The organism is Lachnospira multipara ATCC 19207 (genome assembly GCF_000424105.1).
Taxonomy (GTDB): Bacteria; Bacillota; Clostridia; order Lachnospirales; family Lachnospiraceae; genus Lachnospira; species Lachnospira multipara.
On record NZ_AUJG01000004.1, the window covers coordinates 19848 to 40264 of the forward strand.

The following is a 20417-nucleotide window of genomic DNA, read 5'->3' on the forward strand; positions in this document are numbered from 1 at the left end:
ATTACGCAAATGGTCCTAATTGTTTAGAACATCGTCTCTAAACTTTAGGATCATTTCTCTTGTTAGAGCGACATTATCTGGAGTCACTTCAATATCTTTGGCTGCAACCCAAGTTCCAACTGATAACTCTTCTTCCTGAAGCTTGATTTTGTCATCATCTCCATCAAGCTCGCAAAAATAGCCTGATAGCTGAGACCCTGAGAGACCCCAAGGCTGACTCTTATAATATCTAATATTCTTAACTTTAATGCCCACTTCTTCCATAACTTCTCGTCTTACAGTATCTTCCATAGTTTCACCGATTTCTGTAAAGCCTGCAACTAATGCATAGTTTGTGTAGGTTCTGCCGGCATATTTTGTAAGTAAAATCTTGTCTTTGTTAGTGATTGCTACAATAACAGCTGGTGAAATCTTAGGATAAATGCTATTTCCACAGACAGGACATTTCATCATACGTTCCTTAACATCTCTTTCTAATAGCTTTCCACATCTTCCACAGAACTTGTTATCTCTATACCAACCGTAAAGATGATAGGCAGTAATAGTGGCGTAGGCTAGAGCTCTATCCTTCTGAGTTCTAAAATTGTAAACGCCATAGTAATCAAAGCCTTCTAGGCTAGACTTATATTCCTTGTGAACATCAGTATCTGCAAGCTCTCCAAAGAAGTCGCCCTTTAATACGATGTTATTTTTAAAGGCAAGGAAAAAGCGTTTAACTACTCTTACATTTTCAGAATCATAAATAGAACTATCCTTATCAATACTTGACTTATCCACATTATCCACAATATCAACACCCCTATTTTGTGGATAACTATCTTTCTTTTCCACTAAAGAGAAGAGATAGATATAGCTATATTTATCAGTATTTTCTGTGTTATCCACATTATCCACAGCGTTGTTGGTAACTATTCCTGCTTTAAACTCACTGTATTGTGGAAAATATAATTCATTTTCCCCTATTTCCTTTGCTAAAACTGTGGATCCTGCAAAGCAAAAGATTGTGTCATCGTCCTTAGGACTTGCATTTTTGTATTGATTGTCTAAATGTAATGGATAAATATCTTGTATCATAATCTTACCACCTATCTATATTTTTTGCTTAAGAAAAATCCCCACCAAAAGTTGATGGGGATAGTATTCTTATAAGTAAACTAATTCTTCCTTTGGAGCTTCGCATGGAGTAACTTCAGTGCAGTAAACTACAGGGCCCTTCTTCTTATAGGCCATCTGGAATTCATTCTTAACTGTACCTGTTACCATTACCCACTGCTTGTTCTCTAATTCTCTAATCTTATCGTAGTAGCTAATGTAACCAATAAAGGATGTATCATCTGCGCAGCAAGTCATAACTTTACGTCCTGGAACGAAGTTCTTATCCTTAAAGTACTTATTCTTTAAAACCTGTCCCTTGAAACGTACTGTCTTACCGTTATAAACTTCTGGACGTTCGTTAACATCCATGTACCAAATACCATAGTCTTCATCTTCAATTTCAATAACATCAGAATTTAAATCATAAGGTAACTGTTCTGAAATAGCAACCTGCTCACCCTTATCATCTTCAAATACAATCTGAAGTGATGGATTAAGTGCCTTAACGCTACGTCTAAAGCTGCCTAAATCCATTCCTGGAGCGCATCTATTAAAAACAACTAAATCTACTAACTTAACTGTCTCTGCAATAATTGAACGCATATTAGCCCACTGTAACTGGAACTGCTCTGCATTAATTAAAGTAATTGCTTGATAAATTTCCCAACCATTAGGCTTTTCTGTATCGTAAATAAGCTGTGGAGCCCACATACCGTTATATTCTACTAATACAATCCATGGATCATATTTCTTATCAAGTTCTACTAACTTATCGTAAGTGAATTCTTCTTTTTCAAGAACAACCATGTCGATTCCGTTGTCTTTAAGGAACTTTTCAGAGTATTCTTCTTCGCCTTCTTCTAAAACGATTAAAAGCTTCTTCTGAGCTTCTTCAAACTGTCCCATCTCAACAGTATCAACGATAAATTTTGTCTTACCACTATCAAGCTGTCCATTAATTAAAAATATAGGAATCTGATATTGCTCTTCCTGTGCCATATTGTCCGCCTTTCTAAAAAAGGTGCGACATAAAAATATCTCATATCGCACCTATTCTACACATAATTATTATATTAGTTTTCTTTATAAAAGCCTTAGTTAGGAGCTTAAGCCCTATCTAAATTAAAGCTTGAATAAAGTCTTTAACTTCTCTTCATTTAACTTAGAACCGATAACACAAATTCTTCCTGTGAAATCTGCCTGTCCTTCTCTGATTTCGTACTCACCTGGTACTAGATCGAAGTTGAACCAATTACCTTCTGGTGACTGAACCATACCCTTTGTTCTAAGGATTACGCCGTATTCTGTTGAATCAGCTAAATCATCAAGGATATTATCCAAGTCAGCCTTTGAGTACTTGTTAACTGTTTCAATTCCCCAGCTATCAAATACTTCATCTGCATGATGATGGTGATGATCATGGTGGTGACCGCATGAGCATGTTTCTCCATCATGGTGATGATGTTCATGATCGTGGTCATGGTCATGATGATGCTCTTCATGGTCGTGGTCATGGTGGCATTCTTCACCATCGTGATGATGATGTTCATGATCGTGGTCATGGTCATGATGATGCTCTTCATGGTCGTGATCATGATGGCATTCTTCACCGTCTTCATGATGATGTCCGCATGAGCACTCTTCTCCATCGTGATGATGATGCTCATGTTCATGTTCCTCATGAACCTTTTCTGCAGCTTCTGCTAACATTTCAAGTTCAAGATTAGTAACATTCTCCATAGCACCAAGAATTGTATCGCCTGAAATATCATCCCAAGGAGTTGTGATGATATGAGCCTTCTCATTTAATGTTCTAATAAGTTCGATTGCCTTATTAAGCTTCTCCTCAGTAACATTCTGAGTTCTACTTAAAATGATTGTTCCAGCATGTTCAATCTGGTTATTAAAGAACTCACCAAAGTTCTTCATATAAACCTTAACCTTTGAAGCATCAGCAACTGTTGAAGCGCTGTTTAATGTGATCTCGTTCTCAATATGAAGATCCTTAACAGCCTTAATAACGTCTGATAACTTACCAACACCTGATGGTTCGATGATGATTCTATCTGGATGATACTTATCTACAACTTCCTTTAAAGATGTACCAAAATCACCAACAAGTGAACAACAGATACAGCCTGAATTCATCTCACGAATTTCAACACCTGCGTCCTTTAAGAAACCGCCATCAATACCGATTTCACCAAATTCATTCTCTATTAAAACTACCTGTTCTTTATTAAGCTTGCTATCCTGTAAGAGCTTCTTAATTAAAGTTGTCTTACCAGCGCCTAAGAAACCTGAAATTATATCTACCTTAGTCATATTAAACCTTCTTTCTCAAAAATTAGATTGTGTGTAATTGATATTAGTACTTATAACATTTGTTTGTCAAGAAATGCTTGTGAATTTAAGAATAAATTCATAATTATTGATAAACAAAAGTTTAAGTAACCTTTTCATAACTAAACTCATCTTTTATTATACTCTTGCTGTCAATCCCTAGAATTGATGAAACGTGCCCTCTTAAAGCTCGCCTCTTGCTTCTCTTAAGCCTTCTGCAAATTCACTTATCTTTCGTAGTCTATGATTAACCCCTGACTTACCTACTGGCGGGTCAAGCATCTCTCCTAAATCCTTTAGGTTTGTGTCTTGATTCTCTAGTCTTAAAAGAGCCACCTCTCTTAAGTTGACCTTTAGCTTATCAAGACCCACTGTGTCTCTAATATATTCAATGTCATTAACCTGCTTAACTGCTGCCTCTATAGTTTTATTAAGATTGGCAGTTTCGCAGTTAACCTTACGATTCACATCATTACTTATGCCCTTGTAAATCATGATATTAAAGAGTTCCATTTGCAAACGCACAGCGCCCATGAGATTTAGCACATCTGTAATGTTATTACCTTCCTTTATGTAAACCACAAAGTTATTCTTTCTTTCCGTAACTTTGGCATCTAAATTAAAGAAGCGCAAAAGCTCCACTAACTTTTGTGCGTCCTCTTCAAATACACATACTATTTCATAATGATAGAATTTATTAGGATCACTTATAGAACCTGCTGCAAGGAAAGCGCCTCTAATAAAGGCTTTCTTACAACAATCCTTTTGGATAATTCGTGAATCTAAGAATTGTTCTTCTATTGAAAGAAATGTGTCATCACACCATTTAATAGTTTGCAAAATGTTAGCAACTAACTGTTGCTTGAAAATTCTAATTGTAATTAATTTACTAGAATTTAATTCGTGGCTCTTTGTATAATCCGACTCCTTAACATCAAAAAGTGTCTTTAAAAGTAGCTCGAATTTCTCCACCACCAATGTATTCTCTGTTAGACTTTCTATGCCAATAAGCCCCTCTTCTGTCTCAATTACATGAGCTGTAAAAGACATAAGAGCTGCAAATTCTGCAATCTGGCAATGTCTTGCCGTGTCCATTTTATTCAATAATTCTTTTTTTACTTCTAATGAAAAAGACATCTCTACCCTTTCCTCTTAGCATCCTTTTCTATATCACGATGCTCGATTTTACATCCATAATCTAGTTCCCAAATTAACTTATAAATTTCATTGGCAAGGGTAACTGATCTATGCTTACCGCCTGTACAACCAATGGCAATAACTAGATTGTTCTTACCTTCTTTGACATAATTAGGGAGTAAAAATCTTAACATATCCTTCATCTTAACAAGGAATTCTCTAGACTCACTTGCACTAAGTACATAGTCTTGGATTTCCTTATCATTACCCGTTAAAGGTCTTAGCTCTTGAATGTAATAGGGATTTGGAAGAAAACGTACATCAAACACAAGGTCAGCATCTGACGGAATTCCATACTTAAAGCCAAAGGATAACACTGTAACAAAAAGGTTATTAAACTTCTTATTATGGATAAAAATCTTCTCCATCTCAGCCTTAAACTCTCTTGTTAGCATGTTAGAAGTATCAATTATAATAGTTGCCCTTCTTCTTAAGAAAGATAAAATCTCTCTTTCCTGCTTTATGCCATCTTCAATTCTATTTCCCTTTGCAAGAGGATGAGTTCTTCTAGTTTCCTTATAACGCTTAACTAAAACCTCATCACTTGAATCAAGATAGAGAATACTATAGTTGTAATTATTCTCATCTAATTCATCTAAGACTTTATCTAACTCTTTAAAGCCTTCTCCATTTCTTACATCCACTCCCAATGCAATGTTCTCATATCCACCTTCACCCTTTGAAGCAATTTCTGCGAACTTCATAATTAGAGAAATAGGCATATTATCTACACAATAAAAGCCTTCATCTTCTAATACATTAAGTGCTGTACTCTTTCCTGCACCTGACATTCCAGTCACTATAATCATCTTCATGAAATTGCGCTCCTTTCAGTGAAATTTATAAGCTTATGTTTTATAAGCCAAAATTAAGCTCGTATCAAAGAAAATATTAGAATCCCAATTTAACTACTTCAAGTTCTAATGAAACTCCATTCTTTTCCTTAACAACTTCCTTAACCTTATCTGTAAGTTCAATAACGTCTTTAGCAGTTGCGCCGCCTACATTTACAACAAAACCAGCATGCTTTTCAGAGACCTTAGCTCCACCAACCTGTAGACCCTTAAGGCCTGCCTCATCAATTAACTTAGCTGCAATGTAGCCTTCTGGTCTTTTAAATGTACTTCCGGCACTTGGATAATTAAGAGGCTGCTTCTCCTTACGGCTATTGGCATACTCTTTAATCTTAGCCTTAATATCAAGGCTATCACCCTTATTAAGTTTAAAGCAAGCATCTAGACAGATGTAATTTTTCTTTGCTAAAATGCTTGTTCTATATGAAAGTTCTAGTTCCTCATTAGAAAGAGTCGCTACTGTATTATCCTCTGCAATAGCAGTTATATTCACTAAAATGTCCTTTAACTCGCCACCATATGCACCGGCATTCATTCTAACGCCGCCGCCAATTGTTCCTGGAATTCCAGTGGCAAATTCAAAACCTTCTACACCCTGTCTTGCAAGATAGTTGCCCACGCTAGACATTAACTCTCCTGCCATTACTCTTACTGTAAAAGTCTTATCATCCTCTTCAAGCACCTCAATGCCCTTAAAGAATTTCAAAGAAACAACAATACCATCAAAACCCTCATCGCTTACAAGTAAGTTGCTTCCATTACCCATAACGAAAAAATTTGTCTTAGTCTCTCTTAAAAGACTAACTACTTTAATAATCTCCTCTTTAGTGCTTGGCATAACTAATGCTCTACATTTTCCGCCAATTCGAAATGTTGTGTAGTTCTTTAAACTCTCTTCTGGGAAAATTCTAGAATCCCCCACAATATCTCTAATTCTATCTATAACATCTATCATAAAAACTCCTAACCACATAAAACTAATAAAGAGAAAAGTTGTAGCCAAATATAACTACAACTTCCCCCCAGAAAACTTATTAGTATTTATGTCCTTTTTTTACAAATTAGTCGTCGTCTTCATCGCCCTTCATTAAGTTCTCCTGAACTCTACGATAAAGTTCAACGGCCGCATTATATCCCATCTTCTTTTGTCTATGGTTAACCGCAGCTGCCTCTACAATAACAGCTAAGTTTCTACCAGGTCTAATTGGAAGTGAGTGGCAAACCACCTTATTTCCAAGATACTCTGTGTATTCTTCCTCTAAACCAAGACGGTCATATTCCTTATCCTTATTCCAATCCTCAAGCTTGATAACCATATCAATTTCCTGAGTTTCCTTTACTGATTCAACACCGAAAAGTGTCTTAACATCAATAATTCCAATACCTCTTAACTCGATGAAATACTTTGTAACACCAGGTGCTGAACCTACTAAAGTCTCATCTGAAACCTTTCTGATTTCAACTGCATCATCAGTTACAAGTCTATGTCCTCTCTTAATAAGTTCAAGGGCAGCCTCTGATTTACCAATACCAGATTCACCTGTAATAAGTACACCTTCACCGTAAACATCAACTAATACGCCATGAATTACGATACATGGTGCAAGCTGAACCTTAAGCCATCTAATTACCTCAGCTGTAAAAGATGAAGTTGTATCATGTGAACTTAAAAGTGGAATTCCAAGTTTATTAGCCATATCAATAACTTCCTGTTCTGGTCTTAGCTCTCTACAAAAGATAAGACAAGGAATGTTACTTGAAAGTAATTGAGAATATCTTTCTAATCTCTCTTCCTTTGATAAGCTTTCCAAATAATTAAACTCTACATTACCTATAATCTGCAATCTATCATTATCAAATGATTGATAAAATCCTGTTAGCTGTAAAGCAGGTCTATTAATATCTGGCACATGTAGCCAAATCCCTGACGCATCTATGTCTGGTGTCATATTCACAAGCTGCATCTTCTCGATAACCTTAGATAATTTTACCTTCTCTTTACCAGTGCTTGTTCCAGCCATTTTTAATTTCCTCCTCGCCATCTATTCTAGCAAATAATCCCTACTACTTAATTTCTATATCATTTATTTAAAGTTTATCACAGCAACTTTCACTTTTCAATGAAAGCCTAAAGTTTAACAGTTTAAAATCTTGGCATTTAGTGGAAAAAGCTGTAAATATTTTCCGCAAGCTCTAGGGTAATACCATCAACTTCCATAAGTTCTGGTATAGACGCATTTCTAATCTTATCAATATCAAGAAACGCCTTCATTAAAGCCTTACGTTTTACAGGGCCAATTCCCTTAATATCATCAAGAACTGATTTCACCTCATACTTTCCACGCAAACTTCTATGGTAAGTAATAGCAAATCTATGGGCTTCATCCTGAACTCGTGTTATAAGTTTAAAGCCTTCTGAATGCTTATTAATAGGAATCTCCACATTATTATAATAAAGACCCCTTGTACTATGCGTGTCATCCTTAACCATACCAGCAACAGGAATATTAAGGCCTAGACTGTCTAATACCTCAAGGGCAATATTTACCTGGCCTCGACCACCATCCATCATAATAATATCTGGTAACTTAGAAAATCCTCTAGACTCCTCGCTGCCATCAATTTCAGCTAGTGCCCTATTAAATCTTCTAGTCAAAACCTCACGCATAGATTCATAATCATTAGGTCCTTTAACTGTTCTAATCTTAAATTTTCTATAGTCATTTTTCTTAGGCTTACCATTTTCAAAAACAATCATTGAACCAACAGACTCTACACCACTTGTGTTAGATATATCATAAGCTTCAACACGCTTTAAATTCTTAAGATGTAGCCAACTCTCGATTTCCTTCATAGCGCCAATAGTTCTTTTTTCCTCAAGTTTAATCTTCTCCGTATCTTGATTAAGAACCATCTGTGCATTCTTATAGGCAAGTTCTACCATCTTCTCCTTATCCCCCTTCTTTGGAGTAATAAGACTAACTTTCCTTTGTTTTAAACCACTAAGCCACTCTGTAATAATATCCAGCTCCTCAATTTCTTCTTGAAGCATAATGATGTTAGGAATATACGGAGTTCCGCCATAATACTGCTTTATAAAATTTAAAATAATATCTGCTCTTGTATCTCCTGTGGCTACGCGCATATGAAAATGTTCTCGCCCCAATAACTTTCCTTCTCTTATAAAGAAAATCTGCACAACCGCATCTTCGCCATTAGAAGCACATGCAATTACATCTCTATCCGTTGGGTCATCTGCTGTAATCTTCTGTTTTTGTGCGACCTGCTTAACAGAATTTAGTAAATCTCTATATCTAGCAGCCTCCTCAAATTCGAGATTTTCCGAAGCCTTTAACATTTTCTCATTTAAAGAATCCATAATATCTGAGTAATTTCCATTTAAGAAACTTATAACATCATCAATTCTTTTATGATACTCTTCCATAGAAATGTAGCCCTGACATGGGGCATCGCACTGTCCGATATGATAATTAAGACAAGGTCTTTCCTTGCCAATATCTGCTGGCAACTTTCTATTACAGGTTCTAACCTTATAAAGCTTAGTCAAAAGTTCAATAGTATCCTTAACTGCTGCCGATGAAGTATATGGGCCAAAATATTTTCCTGTACCATGCTTCATAGTTCTAGAAAAAAGAACCCTTGGAAAAGCCTCATTAACAGTAATCTTAATAAAAGGATAAGTCTTATCATCCTTAAGCATTGTATTATACTTTGGTCTATGCTCCTTAATAAGATTATTCTCTAAAACAAGAGCTTCAAGCTCTGAATCTGTAATTATGTACTCAAAGTAAGCCACACGAGACACCATTTGAATAATCTTAGGTGAATGATTTCTATGACTTTGAAAATACTGTCGCACCCTGTTCTTTAAAATCTTAGCCTTGCCAACATATATAATATTGTCAAATTTATCATGCATAATATATACTCCAGGCTTAGCTGGAAGCTTCTTTAACTCTTCTTCTAAATCAAACATAATTTAATCTTCCCATTACCAATGATATTTACAATTCTCTTTGCTAATTCGCTCTACTTACATTATATATTTGAAAAACATATTCATCAATTGAATGCAATATAATTTTATCATTAATTAATTTCTATACAAATATATTGATAAACCTAGTAAAATCAATGGTTTTTTCAATGTTTACTTGATATTATAAAAGTATTCTAACAAAATATAAGTACGGATATGTGAATAATTAAATATAAAGGAGAATGCTTATGAGGAAAGTAAACTTAAAATTTAAACGTTTAATTTGCTTTTTTATAGCTATTATTTTATTGTTTTGTCTTGATAAAAATAACTATTTGCATCAAGTTAAGGCAGATAATGAAACACACGTATTTAATATTTCACCTGTTGGAAAAATTTATACGATTACTGAAAAATTTGATAATACTTACTCTATACCTGACAATAACTATACCCTTGATTTATCTAATACAAGTAGGAACTCTCCTGCAGAAATAACTGAATTTATATATCAAACTAAACTTAAAATTGAACCCAATACAACAAATAATGCCACAATCACTAATATTGAAGCCTTAGATGTTAATGAAAAAGCCGTTACTATAACAAGTTCAACTGATAATGATAATAGTTATACACTAGAATTTAATTCCTTTTTCTATGACAATGTAGTTTTTGAAATAACTGATTCAGAAAACGAAAAATATTATTTAAAAATTAACCGCTATGCCGCAATTATTTCAACCAACTTCGATAATATAGATGATCCAACTCCCACTACTAAAAAGGTTTTTGCTAATTTATATTTAGATGAAAAAGAAGAGGCTGGTTCAGAAGTAGTTAATTTAACTACTCTTATTAAAAAAGTTTATAACGATAACAGTTATGATTTTGATTATGCTTCAGTTGAATTAAATGGTTCACAAAATCTAGTAATAACTACTAATACCTACCGTGCATGCCAATTTTCAACTGAGGTTGATTCAAATGTCAAAGAAGTATATTTCATAACAACAAGACCGCATTGGACTTCGAAAACTAATGGTATAATAACTGGATCTGGTATGGGTGTTAAATATGACATATCAACAAAGAAGACAACTTATTAATTAGGAGAACGCTTATGAAAAAAACAAAGATTATATTTTTATTATCATTAGTTATTCTCATAATTTCAACTTTATACGTGCCTGTTAAAGCTGGAGATCTTTTATCCATTGAAGCTACAACAAGTGATACAAGAAACATACACATATCAGGAACAACAGACTCAGATGTATACGCTATAATTCTTAGAATATACTACATAGAAAATGCCGACACACTTACTACAGAAGATGAATTTATAGCCGCACATAAAACAATAGATGTACGTTCTATAGAAGTGACAAATAACACATATGATTTAACTATAGACTTAGGCCAGGAATTTAATATATTTGGTTATAACGGCCTATTAGTATATGCTTCAGATTATGATGGCGGCTCTTTTAAAAGCACCATTGTTCAATACATAAATACATCGCCAACCAATAGTGATTCTGATACCACATCAAATAAAGAAGAAAGTAACACTATAACAGAAGTTACAACAGCTAATAGCTTTGAAGAAAATATCGAAACTGAAGCTATTTCTATTTCTGAAAATGTAACTACTAACACTCAAAACGAAAAAGCAGCCAATGATAATATTGACACTGGAGATTTTTCTAAATCAGTTTTTTATTTAATTCTATTACTAATTGTATTAGGTGTAATAATACTAGAATTGAATAAAAATAAAAAACAACTATAAATACCAAAAAGGAAGCAGCTATACCAAATTATTGTACCGACCTCCCAATCGTTAGATTTTTAGGTCTAACTTTTGGGGGTCGGTACATATGGCTAACTGCTTCCTTTTATACTTTTTATTTACTACATATCAGTCTATCGAATTAATTATAAGTATTTTTTCAAAGTATCAACCTTATCAAGATGCTCCCATGGTAAATCTACATCTGTTCTACCAAAATGACCATAAGCTGCTGTCTGCTTATAAATTGGTCTTCTAAGGTCTAACATCTTTATAATACCATTTGGTCTTAAATCGAAGTTTTCTCTTACAATTTCAACTAACTTCTCTTCTGATAGCTTACCTGTTCCAAATGTATCTACTCTAACTGATGTTGGAGTTGCAACACCAATAGCATATGATAACTGGATTTCACATCTATCTGCAAGGCCTGCTGCAACAATGTTCTTAGCAACATATCTTGCTGCATAAGCTGCTGAACGGTCAACCTTAGTACAATCCTTACCTGAGAAAGCTCCACCACCGTGTCTTGCAGCTCCACCGTAAGTATCTACAATAATCTTACGTCCTGTAAGTCCTGAGTCACCGTTTGGTCCGCCAATTACAAAACGTCCTGTTGGGTTGATGTAAATCTTAGTGTTCTCATCAATCATCTTAGGATCAACGATTGCATCAATTACATACTTCTTAATATCAGCATGAATCTGATCCTGAGTTACATCTGCAGCATGCTGGCTTGAAACTACGATAGCATCAAGTCTTACTGGCTTGTCGTTCTCATCATATTCTACTGTAACCTGAGTCTTTCCATCTGGTCTTAAGTAGCTAAGTGTGCCATCCTTACGAACCTTAGTTAACTGAAGAGAAAGCTTCTGTGCTAAGTTAGCTGAGTATGGCATAAATTCAGGTGTTTCATTAGTTGCATAACCAAACATCATACCCTGATCACCAGCACCTGTTTCTAAGTCATCCTTACCATCTCTTGTTTCAATAGCATTATCAACACCCATAGCAATATCTGCAGACTGCTTATCAAGAGCAACCATAACTGCACATGTGTTACCGTCAAATCCCTTATCTGAAGAATCATATCCTATATCTGTTACTGTTTTACGAACGATGGCTGGGATATCAACATTTGCCTTAGTTGTAACCTCACCCATAACCATAACAAAACCTGTATTAGTTAATGTTTCACAAGCTACTCTTGAGTATGGATCCTGCTCAAATAATGCATCTAAAACAGCATCTGAAACCTGATCACAGATTTTATCTGGATGTCCTTCTGTTACTGATTCTGATGTAAATAATCTTTTTTCCATTGTATTAGTTTCTCCTTTCAAACTTAAACAACCGTTGTCTTCTTGTGAATATTTTTTATATCTAAAATTAGCGAAATGCAAAAAAATAAGTCCCTTAAGGGACTCTAAATAAATTCAGACTCCTCTTATTGTTCGAAATTCTCTCGCTCAGGTTGGCACCTTCCTCTAATCAATGTTAAAGGGGTTGCCGGGCTTCTTAGGTCCTATGTACCTCCACCACTCTAAATAAGGGATATAATCAATATTCAATTAACTCACAAATCGATAGTTATCTATCGTAATAGCATGATAATATATGTGTATTATTTCGTCAAGGGTATTTTATGAAATAAAAAGCTTCTTATTAAGAAAACTTTCTCATATACATTTTTTTAAAACCCCAGAGCAGCTTTCACCACTCTGGGTAAAAATGAAGAAGGAAGTTATAAAGCTAATTAATTAAGGCTACAATTTCTAGATTTGTCTCTCTAGATAAATCTATCAGCCTCTTTCCAACTAATACTGTAGGTCTAGATAGGTCATTTTCATTAACAAGAATAACCTTGCCTACGCTTCCATCTGACAGTCTTACATCTGTATGAATATAGGAAGTAACTATGTTTCTTAAAAATGTAATTGCTACGGTAGGATCATATTTACTAAAAGATTCCTTATACATTATATCTACGACGCTAAAAGGACATATTGCCTTTCTATAAACTCTATTAGCTGTCATGGCATCATAGACATCTGCAACCGTTATAATCTTTGCTTCTAGTGGAAGCATCTCATTTTTAAGACCAAATGGATAACCACTACCATCACATCTTTCATGATGTAGAAGCACTGCTTCCTTAATTCTTTGATCTATATTTTGATTCTTTAAAGCCTCGTAACCAAGATTAACATGTTTTTTCATAATGGTATATTCATTGTCTGTTAATCTACCTGGCTTTGTTAGAATTTCAATCGGAATTTGAAGCTTGCCAACATCGTGCACTATTCCAGCTAAGGCTAATAATCGAATCTTTTCCTCGTTGTAATTTAGCCATCTACCAATAGTTGATGCAAGCAAGGATACACTTACACTATGAACATAAGTTAAATCATCGTACTGCCTGATACTATGAATCATATCAAGTAGCTGCAAATTATTAGGAGTGGTCTTAAGGAGTTTTAACGGACCCTCTAATAATTTGGCTGTATCGATGGACTTGTTGAAATTGATTACATTTTCAAGCTCTTCCTTAACCTCCGAAACTGAATGTATAAATTCCGCCTCGAATTTCTGAAAAGCTTCAGACTCTCTTACCTTGTCGTAATATTTAACGGTTTCTCCTGATTCTTGTAAAAATGGTACGTCCTCGTTAGTGGACTCATTGTCAACGTAAACCTTAATCTCAAGTATATGATGATTTGAAATAGTTGAAATAAGGTCCCAATTTAGTACCGAACCCTTCTTTACTAGAAGATGTCCATCAGGGGTAATAACGTCTTTAGCAAGCGTCATTCCTACTTCTGCGTCAAATATAAATATTACGGCCTCTTCCATATTGTGTACTCCATTAATACTAATAAAACTATGGTATAATTATAAACTTTAAATTATCTTATGTCAACTTTTATACTTAATTATTGATAGTTTTAGAATATATCTTTGCATAAAAAAAGAACCTCTCAGCAGCTATTGTATAACGCTCTCCGCGTCCTACGTTCTCCTTAAGGTTCTTTTAAATACTTCTCCCGTTTTGTCCCTATCCTTAGGAACTAAATTTATGTTAAGCCAATGCTGTCTATTTCAGCTGGCATAACCACCTCAACCGCTGGAACATTGTCCACTTCGTTGATTCCATTTGTTGCTCTATCTTGATTTATGTTTCTTTCATTTACAAAAAATACAATGGCAATAAGAGCAGCTATTCCTATAAAAAGGGCTATAACATCCTTTTTTACAGCCTCTAATCTTTCTTCAATTGTAGGTCTTTTCTCATCATCTTCGTAGTAATTATAATCTTCGCTAAGAATCTTAAATAATCCCATTTTTAAAACCTCCAATTCTTCCTTGTATTTTCTTTATCGGAACTAATATAAAAAAATTAACCCCCAAATAAAAATTTTTAAAAATTTATTTGGAGGTCAATATAAATTGCTCTATTAAATTTGGTTTACGCGATCTTATCTTTCGCATGTAGTGGCTTATCTTTGATTAGTTTTGGAATATATCTAATCTCTGAAACTGTATATACTGTTACAAAAGCCTTAGGATCATTTTCCTCAATAAAACGCATAAGCTTTTGATACTCCTGCTTTGTAACAATACAGATAATTTCACGTCTAGTTATCATATCATAGGCGCCAATTGCCTGATAAATTGTAGCGCCGCTATGTAGTTCATGTAAAATGTAATCTCTAATAAGTTCTTCTTTCTCTGTAATGATACAAACTCTCTTCTTAATATTTTGTCCAAAGATGAAATGATCTAGAACAATACCATTAATATATGTTCCAAAAAGTGATAAAATCACTGACTTTGCATCATAGAAAAATATTGTTGAACAAGCAATCAATATACCTGCAATAGCCATACCCTTTCCAAGCTCTAAATGAAAATATTTATTAAGCACCTTGGCAACAATATCCATTCCTCCTGAACTTGCATTATCATTAAATAACAGAGCACATCCAAAGCTTACTAGACATACATAAAGTATAACATCTAAAAAGGCATCATTTGTTAGTGATACATTATTTGGATATACATTTTCAAAAACCCCTAAAAATACTGGAAGTAAAAGGGATGTATAAATTGTCTTAAATCCAAATTCTGAACCAAATAAGGCAAAGCCTACAATCAATAAAAGAATGTTCATAATAAAAGTTAATTGTGAAACTGTAAGTGGCAATACATTTGCCAAAACAATTGCTAAAGCCGAAACACTTGAAATTGCTGTGTTAGATGGCTCCATAAAAAAATAAACTGCAAAGGCTATAATAAATGTGGCAAAAGCCATGTAAATTAAGTCTTTAATACACTCTCCTACAGAATTGTAGTTTGGTAAAATCTTAAAACTTCTAAGCTTATTCATGATGACTCCTTTAGCTTTATTTAATTATTTAGCTGTCGATTTTTTTGAGCTAGATCTATTATTTGACTTGTAATTTCTAGCTTTATCCGACTTAAATACATTTTCACGACCATTATTCTTACGATTGTCATTATGTCTATTATCCCTGTGGTTATCGTTTCTTCTTGGTCTATTATTATCTTTATAATTTCTTCTAGCAGAGTTTTTTCTATAATTGTTGCGCTTATTGTTACGCTTGAACTTTGTTCTATCTAATTCAAGGGACCATTCTGTGCTTGCCTCTGGAATTTCCTTGCCCATGAGCTTTTCAATTTCATAAAGCAAATGTAACTCATCCTCACAGCAAAGTGTGTAGGCAATTCCTGACTCGCCGGCACGTCCTGTTCTACCAATTCTATGAACGTAATTGTCGGACTCTTCAGGTAAATCATAGTTAAAAACATAATTTAACTTAGGAATATCAAGTCCTCTTGCCGCAACATCTGTGGCAACAAGGATTTGAACCTGACCTGAACGGAATCTATCAAGAGCGTCTTTTCTTTGACCTTGAGTCTTATCGCCGTGAATTGATACTGCAAGTAATCCTGCCTTTACTAAGGCCTTATGAAGTCTATCTGCACCCTTTTTAGTTCTAGTAAATACGATTGCATTCTTTCTATCCTTACGAGGAAGTGCAAGATTTTCAGGGTTCTTAATCTCATTTTGTAAAAACTGAATAATAATTGTGTCTTTAAGCTCGCCTTTAGTGTAGATTAAACGCTGATCTACTGTTTCAGCAGCATCGTTTTGAGCTGCAACCTGAATACGAACCGGGTCTTTAAGCATCTGATTAGCCAAATCTTCCACTGCCTTATCCATTGTGGCAGAAAACATAATCATCTGGCGCCACTCAGGCAAAAGTGAATTAATCTTTCTAACATCTGGCACAAAACCCATATCAAGCATTCTATCAGCTTCATCTAATACGAAATAATCTACGGATTTAAAATCTAGCACCCCTTCGTTATAAAGGTCAATTAAACGTCCTGGTGTGGCAACAATAATATCTGCCCCACGCTTTAACTGTGCTAACTGATTACCTTTTTTAGCACCTCCATAAAGACATACTGTCTTTAAATCCATATATCTTCCGTACTTTTTAAAATTCTCAAAAGTCTGGATTGCTAACTCTCTTGTTGGTGTAAGAATAAGCGCTCTAACTCTTGCTCTCTTTCTAAATTCTATTGAATTAAGGATTGGCAAAGCAAATGCAGCTGTTTTACCTGTACCTGTCTGTGCTAATCCTATAACGTCACTGCCTTCCATAATAACAGGAATTGCCTTCTCCTGAATAGGAGTAGCTTCTTCATAACCTGCTTTTCTAATGGCATTTAAAATATCTTTCTTAATTCCAAATTCTTTAAATTTCAATACTTTCTCTCTTTCTAAAAAAAGACTGATCAGCTCATAAATAGTGCGATCAGTCTAGGTCTATTTTTACTTTCATTTGCACGTGTCTCTAAGAGCAACCCCTCAATTATACAGTGCTTTCATAAAAATTACAAAACATATATTTAATTAATCTCTAAAGATTTTATAAATTTTTCAAAAGTTGCCCACAGGCTAAGTAAATATCATCCCAGGTTTTTTGAAAGTTTCCTGTATACCAAGGGTCAGCAACGTCTCTTTTTTGGCCTGCATATTCCATCATTAAATGAACTTTACCTTCAGTATCTTCTGGAATTAGTTTCCTTAGATTTCTAATATTATTAGAATCCATTGCAATGAGTAAGTCAAACTTATCATAATCCTCATACTTAACTTGTCTAGCTCTTTTCCCTTCACAAGTAATTCCATGCTTTGCAAGTATATCTCTAGCAGGAGGATAAACTGGATTTCCCACTCCATGCCATATTTCTTCTGTTGAAGTTGCTGCTGATTCTATGTAAAACTCATCAGCCCTTCCCTGTTTTTCTACCATATCTTTTAAAATAAATTCTGCCATTGGCGAACGGCAGATGTTGCCGTGGCAGATGAATAGTATTTTTATCATAGTATTGTAAATCCTCTGTTTCCCTTGATTTTACTGGGTTTGCGTCACATTTTCGGCAGAATGATTTTCTCCATTTCTTGGCATATCTTGGCATAAAAAGTTGTAAATTTGCCATCAAAAGTTGTAAAAAAAGTTGTAAATTTGAATTCCGTACAACTCGCTATTACTGAGCCTTTGATAATCGCTCCATCTCTTCTTTTGCATCATCAAATGTTAGATGTGTATAGGTATTTAATGCAACACCTATATCCGAATGCCCCATAATGTACTGAAGCGTCTTTGGGTTCATTCCTGACTTTGCCATATTGGAACAGAACGTGTGCCTACAAACTCTGAAATTCTAAGTCCTGTGTGAAAAAGAATGTAAAATCCCTCGTAGTATTTACTAAAATGCTTATCCTCTTCCACAAATTTTAAGAACTTACGCATATCTGCTCTAGAAATGGCTTCTCTTGTCACGCTGTCATTTACTACTACTGTCACCAATTGGAAATCAAACGGATTCTTACGAATCAAATCATCATCTGTTGCCATTTGAAAAGCCGGTCTTACAACACCACGCACCGTATGAATGGTACTATACCCTCAACCATCTTTCTGTAATTTGATAAGCCACGCCTTTGCATCCGACTGTTAGTTTCTAGCAACCGCTCTAGCTCTGTTTTTGCGTCTTCAAGTCCTAAATGTGTATACACATTTAACGTCACACCAATATCTGAATGCCCCATTAGATACTGTAGGTTTTTTGGACTTATGCCCATCTTTGCCATATTACTACAATAGGTATACCTACAAATATGCGGTGTAATCGGTGGCAACTGTAATGGATGATTTCGGTTATACTTGTCTCTTGCAAACTTCATATACTTCTGCCAATGCAGTGCAACCATCGGCTTTCCTTCCTTATCGAAGAAAAGAAATCCGCCATAGCCATCAATTTTTTGCCATATTTTTATTCCTCTGAAATTATCAAATCAATACAATTATTTCATATGCCGCATTAATGGCTAGCCTTTAAACATGTCATTATATAAGCCATAATGGTATCTTCAGAATTCAACTTATGATTAGTATAAAACAACTTAATCGAAGCTTCGTCTATTACTTCTTGTCCTGCTTCATCTTCCTTGTATCCTATTCGTTTTTCTTTCCATGGATCTTGAGAATGACTAATCCTTTCTAGTGTTTTAGGTGAATAAATTCCAAATGTATTAATCACTAAATCAATTGCTTCTATTTCTTCCTCCGATAGTTTTGATAACATACAACCATGTGTGCTATATATTCCATCATCAATTGGTTTATATCCATACTTTTTATATTTATTATATATTTGTGGATATACTGGTCCATGCGCCCAAGCTTGACTTTTTTCAAATATCAACTGTTTTCCATTTAATGCGTAATTAACACCATTCGAAAATGATAACAACTTTTCTAAAGCCAATGGGGTAACTTCTCCAATGTGTGTAATAATATAATTTGCAATCTGATCAATTTTTGAACTACTTATTTCAACTAATCTCTCATATCTAGAAATAATCTTTCTATAAGCAACATCTTTCAGTTTCTCTTTATTATCTTCTACCAATTCAATGAAATATTCTTCGTCATTCAATATTTTAAATAGGATTTCAGAATATTCTCTAGAAGGAATAAACCCATCAAAATAACGTTTGATTGTAACTTTTCCAAATCCGGCAATATCAGCTAGATTTTCTTTTCCTATGTCATATTTCTCTAATATCTCCGATATTCCATTTAAATCAATTATTCCTGTCTGCCTTTTATATGCCTCAATTTTTTCATTAGATTTTCTAGAATTGTAATCGATATCTGTTGCTACCTCACAATTGCAACATTTACATTTTCCAATTTTAAACTTATAACTTATTTTTACTCCTTTGAATTCTTCTTCAATTAATTCATCATAAATATCATATTCTACTAAGTCTTCGCATTCATTACAGTAAGCAAGTTTCAAATTTTCCATAAAGCCACCTACTTCCTTTTTGTTCATCTTAAATTATCTTTTTCTTTTTATTTTATACTTTTCAGTATGTAGCTTATGATAAGCTACATACTGGCAAGTTAATTATCTTATCTAGTTTTTGGTCTATTCTTGTGGAATGAAATAACGAATACTTTCTCATTTGGTATCTTTCTATCATTCACTTTGATATATATCAAAATGTCTTCGTCATCTACACCACTAGATTGTGCATCTCTTCTCATTAGTTTACATGCATATTTGAATACATACAAATATTCCTCTGGAAGACCTTTTTCTCTACGCTTTGCAGCACCTTTACTGAGGTCCTTAACTTTTCCAACAAAATTATCTCTTTTCAAATCTTTCAGAATCAAATTTTCATCTTTAGTATCAAAAATATAGTCATCTGACAATGCTGGGTTATCCGCTGTTGGTGTCTGTGGAATATAAGTTTTTTTATCAACTGCATTATGCAAATCAACAAGAACTTCTGATATCTCATCTTCAGAATATGCAACTCTAGGTTCTGCTTCAACTGTTTCTTTTATGGCATTTAATGGCAACTTCACTATATGCCCAATTTTGTCTTCGGCCATCAAAACCTCCTATTCTTTTGTATTTGATACTTTTTTACAAAAAATCACTTAACGTATCATAACTATATTATAGCCACTGATACGTTTTTTGTCAATATTGTTTTTCCGTATCATCGTTATTTAAT

General features: G+C 34.3%; 18 protein-coding genes, 2 pseudogenes and 1 riboswitch. Of the genes and pseudogenes, 2 read left to right on the forward strand and 18 right to left on the reverse strand.

Translation table 11 applies throughout. From position 1 onward, the window contains the following. Positions 1–15: 15 nt before the first annotated feature. From nudC to uvrC, 8 genes are all read right to left on the reverse strand, one after another. On the reverse strand, positions 16–1074 hold the full coding sequence (gene nudC, locus G600_RS14985; protein WP_051195376.1) for an NAD(+) diphosphatase: 1059 nt from the start codon (positions 1072–1074) through the stop codon (positions 16–18). 69 nt (positions 1075–1143) lie between these two features. After that, on the reverse strand, positions 1144–2094 hold the full coding sequence (locus tag G600_RS0105385; RefSeq protein WP_027431031.1) for a TIGR03943 family putative permease subunit: 951 nt from the start codon (positions 2092–2094) through the stop codon (positions 1144–1146). 123 nt (positions 2095–2217) lie between these two features. Beyond that, positions 2218–3420, reverse strand: a complete 1203-nt coding sequence (locus tag G600_RS0105390; protein ID WP_027431032.1) for a CobW family GTP-binding protein — start codon at positions 3418–3420, stop codon at positions 2218–2220. 201 nt (positions 3421–3621) lie between these two features. Continuing rightward, positions 3622–4575, reverse strand: a complete 954-nt coding sequence (whiA, locus tag G600_RS0105395) for a DNA-binding protein WhiA (RefSeq protein ID WP_027431033.1) — start codon at positions 4573–4575, stop codon at positions 3622–3624. Between the two features lie 2 nt (positions 4576–4577). After that, entirely contained in the window at positions 4578–5450 is an 873-nt protein-coding gene (rapZ, locus tag G600_RS0105400; RefSeq protein WP_027431034.1) for an RNase adapter RapZ, read from the reverse strand. A 76-nt stretch (positions 5451–5526) separates the two neighbouring features. Continuing rightward, positions 5527–6444 carry a UDP-N-acetylmuramate dehydrogenase gene (gene murB, locus G600_RS0105405; protein ID WP_027431035.1) on the reverse strand — a complete coding sequence of 306 codons (918 nt, stop codon included), beginning with the start codon at positions 6442–6444 and terminating at the stop codon, positions 5527–5529. Positions 6445–6550: 106 nt separating this feature from the next. Then, positions 6551–7510 (reverse strand): HPr(Ser) kinase/phosphatase, encoded by a 960-nt coding sequence (hprK, locus tag G600_RS0105410; protein ID WP_027431036.1) that lies wholly within the window; start codon positions 7508–7510, stop codon positions 6551–6553. A 137-nt stretch (positions 7511–7647) separates the two neighbouring features. Then, the gene (gene uvrC / locus G600_RS0105415; protein ID WP_027431037.1) at positions 7648–9486 is read right to left on the reverse strand and encodes an excinuclease ABC subunit UvrC; all 1839 of its coding nucleotides are present in this window, start codon (positions 9484–9486) and stop codon (positions 7648–7650) included. Between the two features lie 251 nt (positions 9487–9737). Between uvrC and G600_RS0105420 the strand changes: the two genes are divergently transcribed. Further along, positions 9738–10598 (forward strand): hypothetical protein, encoded by an 861-nt coding sequence (locus G600_RS0105420; RefSeq protein ID WP_027431038.1) that lies wholly within the window; start codon positions 9738–9740, stop codon positions 10596–10598. 14 nt (positions 10599–10612) lie between these two features. Next, entirely contained in the window at positions 10613–11284 is a 672-nt protein-coding gene (locus tag G600_RS0105425; RefSeq protein ID WP_027431039.1) for a hypothetical protein, read from the forward strand. A 146-nt stretch (positions 11285–11430) separates the two neighbouring features. Here G600_RS0105425 and metK read toward each other — a convergent pair whose 3' ends face one another. The 10 genes and pseudogenes from metK to G600_RS0105480 form a co-directional block, all read right to left on the reverse strand. Beyond that, entirely contained in the window at positions 11431–12606 is a 1176-nt protein-coding gene (gene metK / locus G600_RS0105430; RefSeq protein ID WP_027431040.1) for a methionine adenosyltransferase, read from the reverse strand. A 122-nt stretch (positions 12607–12728) separates the two neighbouring features. Beyond that, positions 12729–12838, reverse strand: a riboswitch (SAM riboswitch). A gap of 198 nt (positions 12839–13036) precedes the next feature. Continuing rightward, positions 13037–14137, reverse strand: coding sequence for an HD-GYP domain-containing protein (locus tag G600_RS0105435; protein WP_027431041.1), 1101 nt, complete (start codon positions 14135–14137; stop codon positions 13037–13039). Between the two features lie 221 nt (positions 14138–14358). After that, positions 14359–14625: a hypothetical protein gene (locus G600_RS0105440; RefSeq protein WP_027431042.1), complete on the reverse strand. Its 267-nt coding sequence runs from the start codon at positions 14623–14625 to the stop codon at positions 14359–14361. A gap of 125 nt (positions 14626–14750) precedes the next feature. Then, positions 14751–15671, reverse strand: a complete 921-nt coding sequence (locus tag G600_RS13825) for a YitT family protein (protein ID WP_051195377.1) — start codon at positions 15669–15671, stop codon at positions 14751–14753. Positions 15672–15695: 24 nt separating this feature from the next. After that, positions 15696–17081, reverse strand: a complete 1386-nt coding sequence (locus tag G600_RS13830) for a DEAD/DEAH box helicase (protein WP_051195378.1) — start codon at positions 17079–17081, stop codon at positions 15696–15698. A 163-nt stretch (positions 17082–17244) separates the two neighbouring features. Beyond that, positions 17245–17703, reverse strand: a complete 459-nt coding sequence (locus tag G600_RS0105455) for a low molecular weight protein-tyrosine-phosphatase (RefSeq protein ID WP_027431043.1) — start codon at positions 17701–17703, stop codon at positions 17245–17247. Positions 17704–17866: 163 nt separating this feature from the next. Then, a pseudogene (locus G600_RS16155) lies at positions 17867–18333 on the reverse strand (tyrosine-type recombinase/integrase); the annotation flags it as partial. Positions 18334–18395: 62 nt separating this feature from the next. Further along, positions 18396–18659: pseudogene (locus G600_RS16160) on the reverse strand (tyrosine-type recombinase/integrase); the annotation flags it as partial. A 44-nt stretch (positions 18660–18703) separates the two neighbouring features. Continuing rightward, entirely contained in the window at positions 18704–19696 is a 993-nt protein-coding gene (locus tag G600_RS0105475) for a Panacea domain-containing protein (RefSeq protein ID WP_027431046.1), read from the reverse strand. 107 nt (positions 19697–19803) lie between these two features. Further along, positions 19804–20292 carry a hypothetical protein gene (locus G600_RS0105480; RefSeq protein WP_027431047.1) on the reverse strand — a complete coding sequence of 163 codons (489 nt, stop codon included), beginning with the start codon at positions 20290–20292 and terminating at the stop codon, positions 19804–19806. Positions 20293–20417: the final 125 nt, after the last annotated feature.

Excerpts from the sequence above, each read along its gene's own strand:
- nudC (WP_051195376.1), bottom strand. The coding sequence starts at position 1,074 with ATGATACAAGATATTTATCCATTACATTTAGACAATCAATACAAAAAT.
- G600_RS0105385 (WP_027431031.1), bottom strand. The coding sequence starts at position 2,094 with ATGGCACAGGAAGAGCAATATCAGATTCCTATATTTTTAATTAATGGA.
- G600_RS0105390 (WP_027431032.1), bottom strand. The coding sequence starts at position 3,420 with ATGACTAAGGTAGATATAATTTCAGGTTTCTTAGGCGCTGGTAAGACA.
- whiA (WP_027431033.1), bottom strand. The coding sequence starts at position 4,575 with ATGTCTTTTTCATTAGAAGTAAAAAAAGAATTATTGAATAAAATGGAC.
- rapZ (WP_027431034.1), bottom strand. The coding sequence starts at position 5,450 with ATGAAGATGATTATAGTGACTGGAATGTCAGGTGCAGGAAAGAGTACA.
- murB (WP_027431035.1), bottom strand. The coding sequence starts at position 6,444 with ATGATAGATGTTATAGATAGAATTAGAGATATTGTGGGGGATTCTAGA.
- hprK (WP_027431036.1), bottom strand. The coding sequence starts at position 7,510 with ATGGCTGGAACAAGCACTGGTAAAGAGAAGGTAAAATTATCTAAGGTT.
- uvrC (WP_027431037.1), bottom strand. The coding sequence starts at position 9,486 with ATGTTTGATTTAGAAGAAGAGTTAAAGAAGCTTCCAGCTAAGCCTGGA.
- G600_RS0105420 (WP_027431038.1), top strand. The coding sequence starts at position 9,738 with ATGAGGAAAGTAAACTTAAAATTTAAACGTTTAATTTGCTTTTTTATA.
- G600_RS0105425 (WP_027431039.1), top strand. The coding sequence starts at position 10,613 with ATGAAAAAAACAAAGATTATATTTTTATTATCATTAGTTATTCTCATA.
- metK (WP_027431040.1), bottom strand. The coding sequence starts at position 12,606 with ATGGAAAAAAGATTATTTACATCAGAATCAGTAACAGAAGGACATCCA.
- G600_RS0105435 (WP_027431041.1), bottom strand. The coding sequence starts at position 14,137 with ATGGAAGAGGCCGTAATATTTATATTTGACGCAGAAGTAGGAATGACG.
- G600_RS0105440 (WP_027431042.1), bottom strand. The coding sequence starts at position 14,625 with ATGGGATTATTTAAGATTCTTAGCGAAGATTATAATTACTACGAAGAT.
- G600_RS13825 (WP_051195377.1), bottom strand. The coding sequence starts at position 15,671 with ATGAATAAGCTTAGAAGTTTTAAGATTTTACCAAACTACAATTCTGTA.
- G600_RS0105455 (WP_027431043.1), bottom strand. The coding sequence starts at position 17,703 with ATGATAAAAATACTATTCATCTGCCACGGCAACATCTGCCGTTCGCCA.
- G600_RS0105475 (WP_027431046.1), bottom strand. The coding sequence starts at position 19,696 with ATGGAAAATTTGAAACTTGCTTACTGTAATGAATGCGAAGACTTAGTA.
- G600_RS0105480 (WP_027431047.1), bottom strand. The coding sequence starts at position 20,292 with ATGGCCGAAGACAAAATTGGGCATATAGTGAAGTTGCCATTAAATGCC.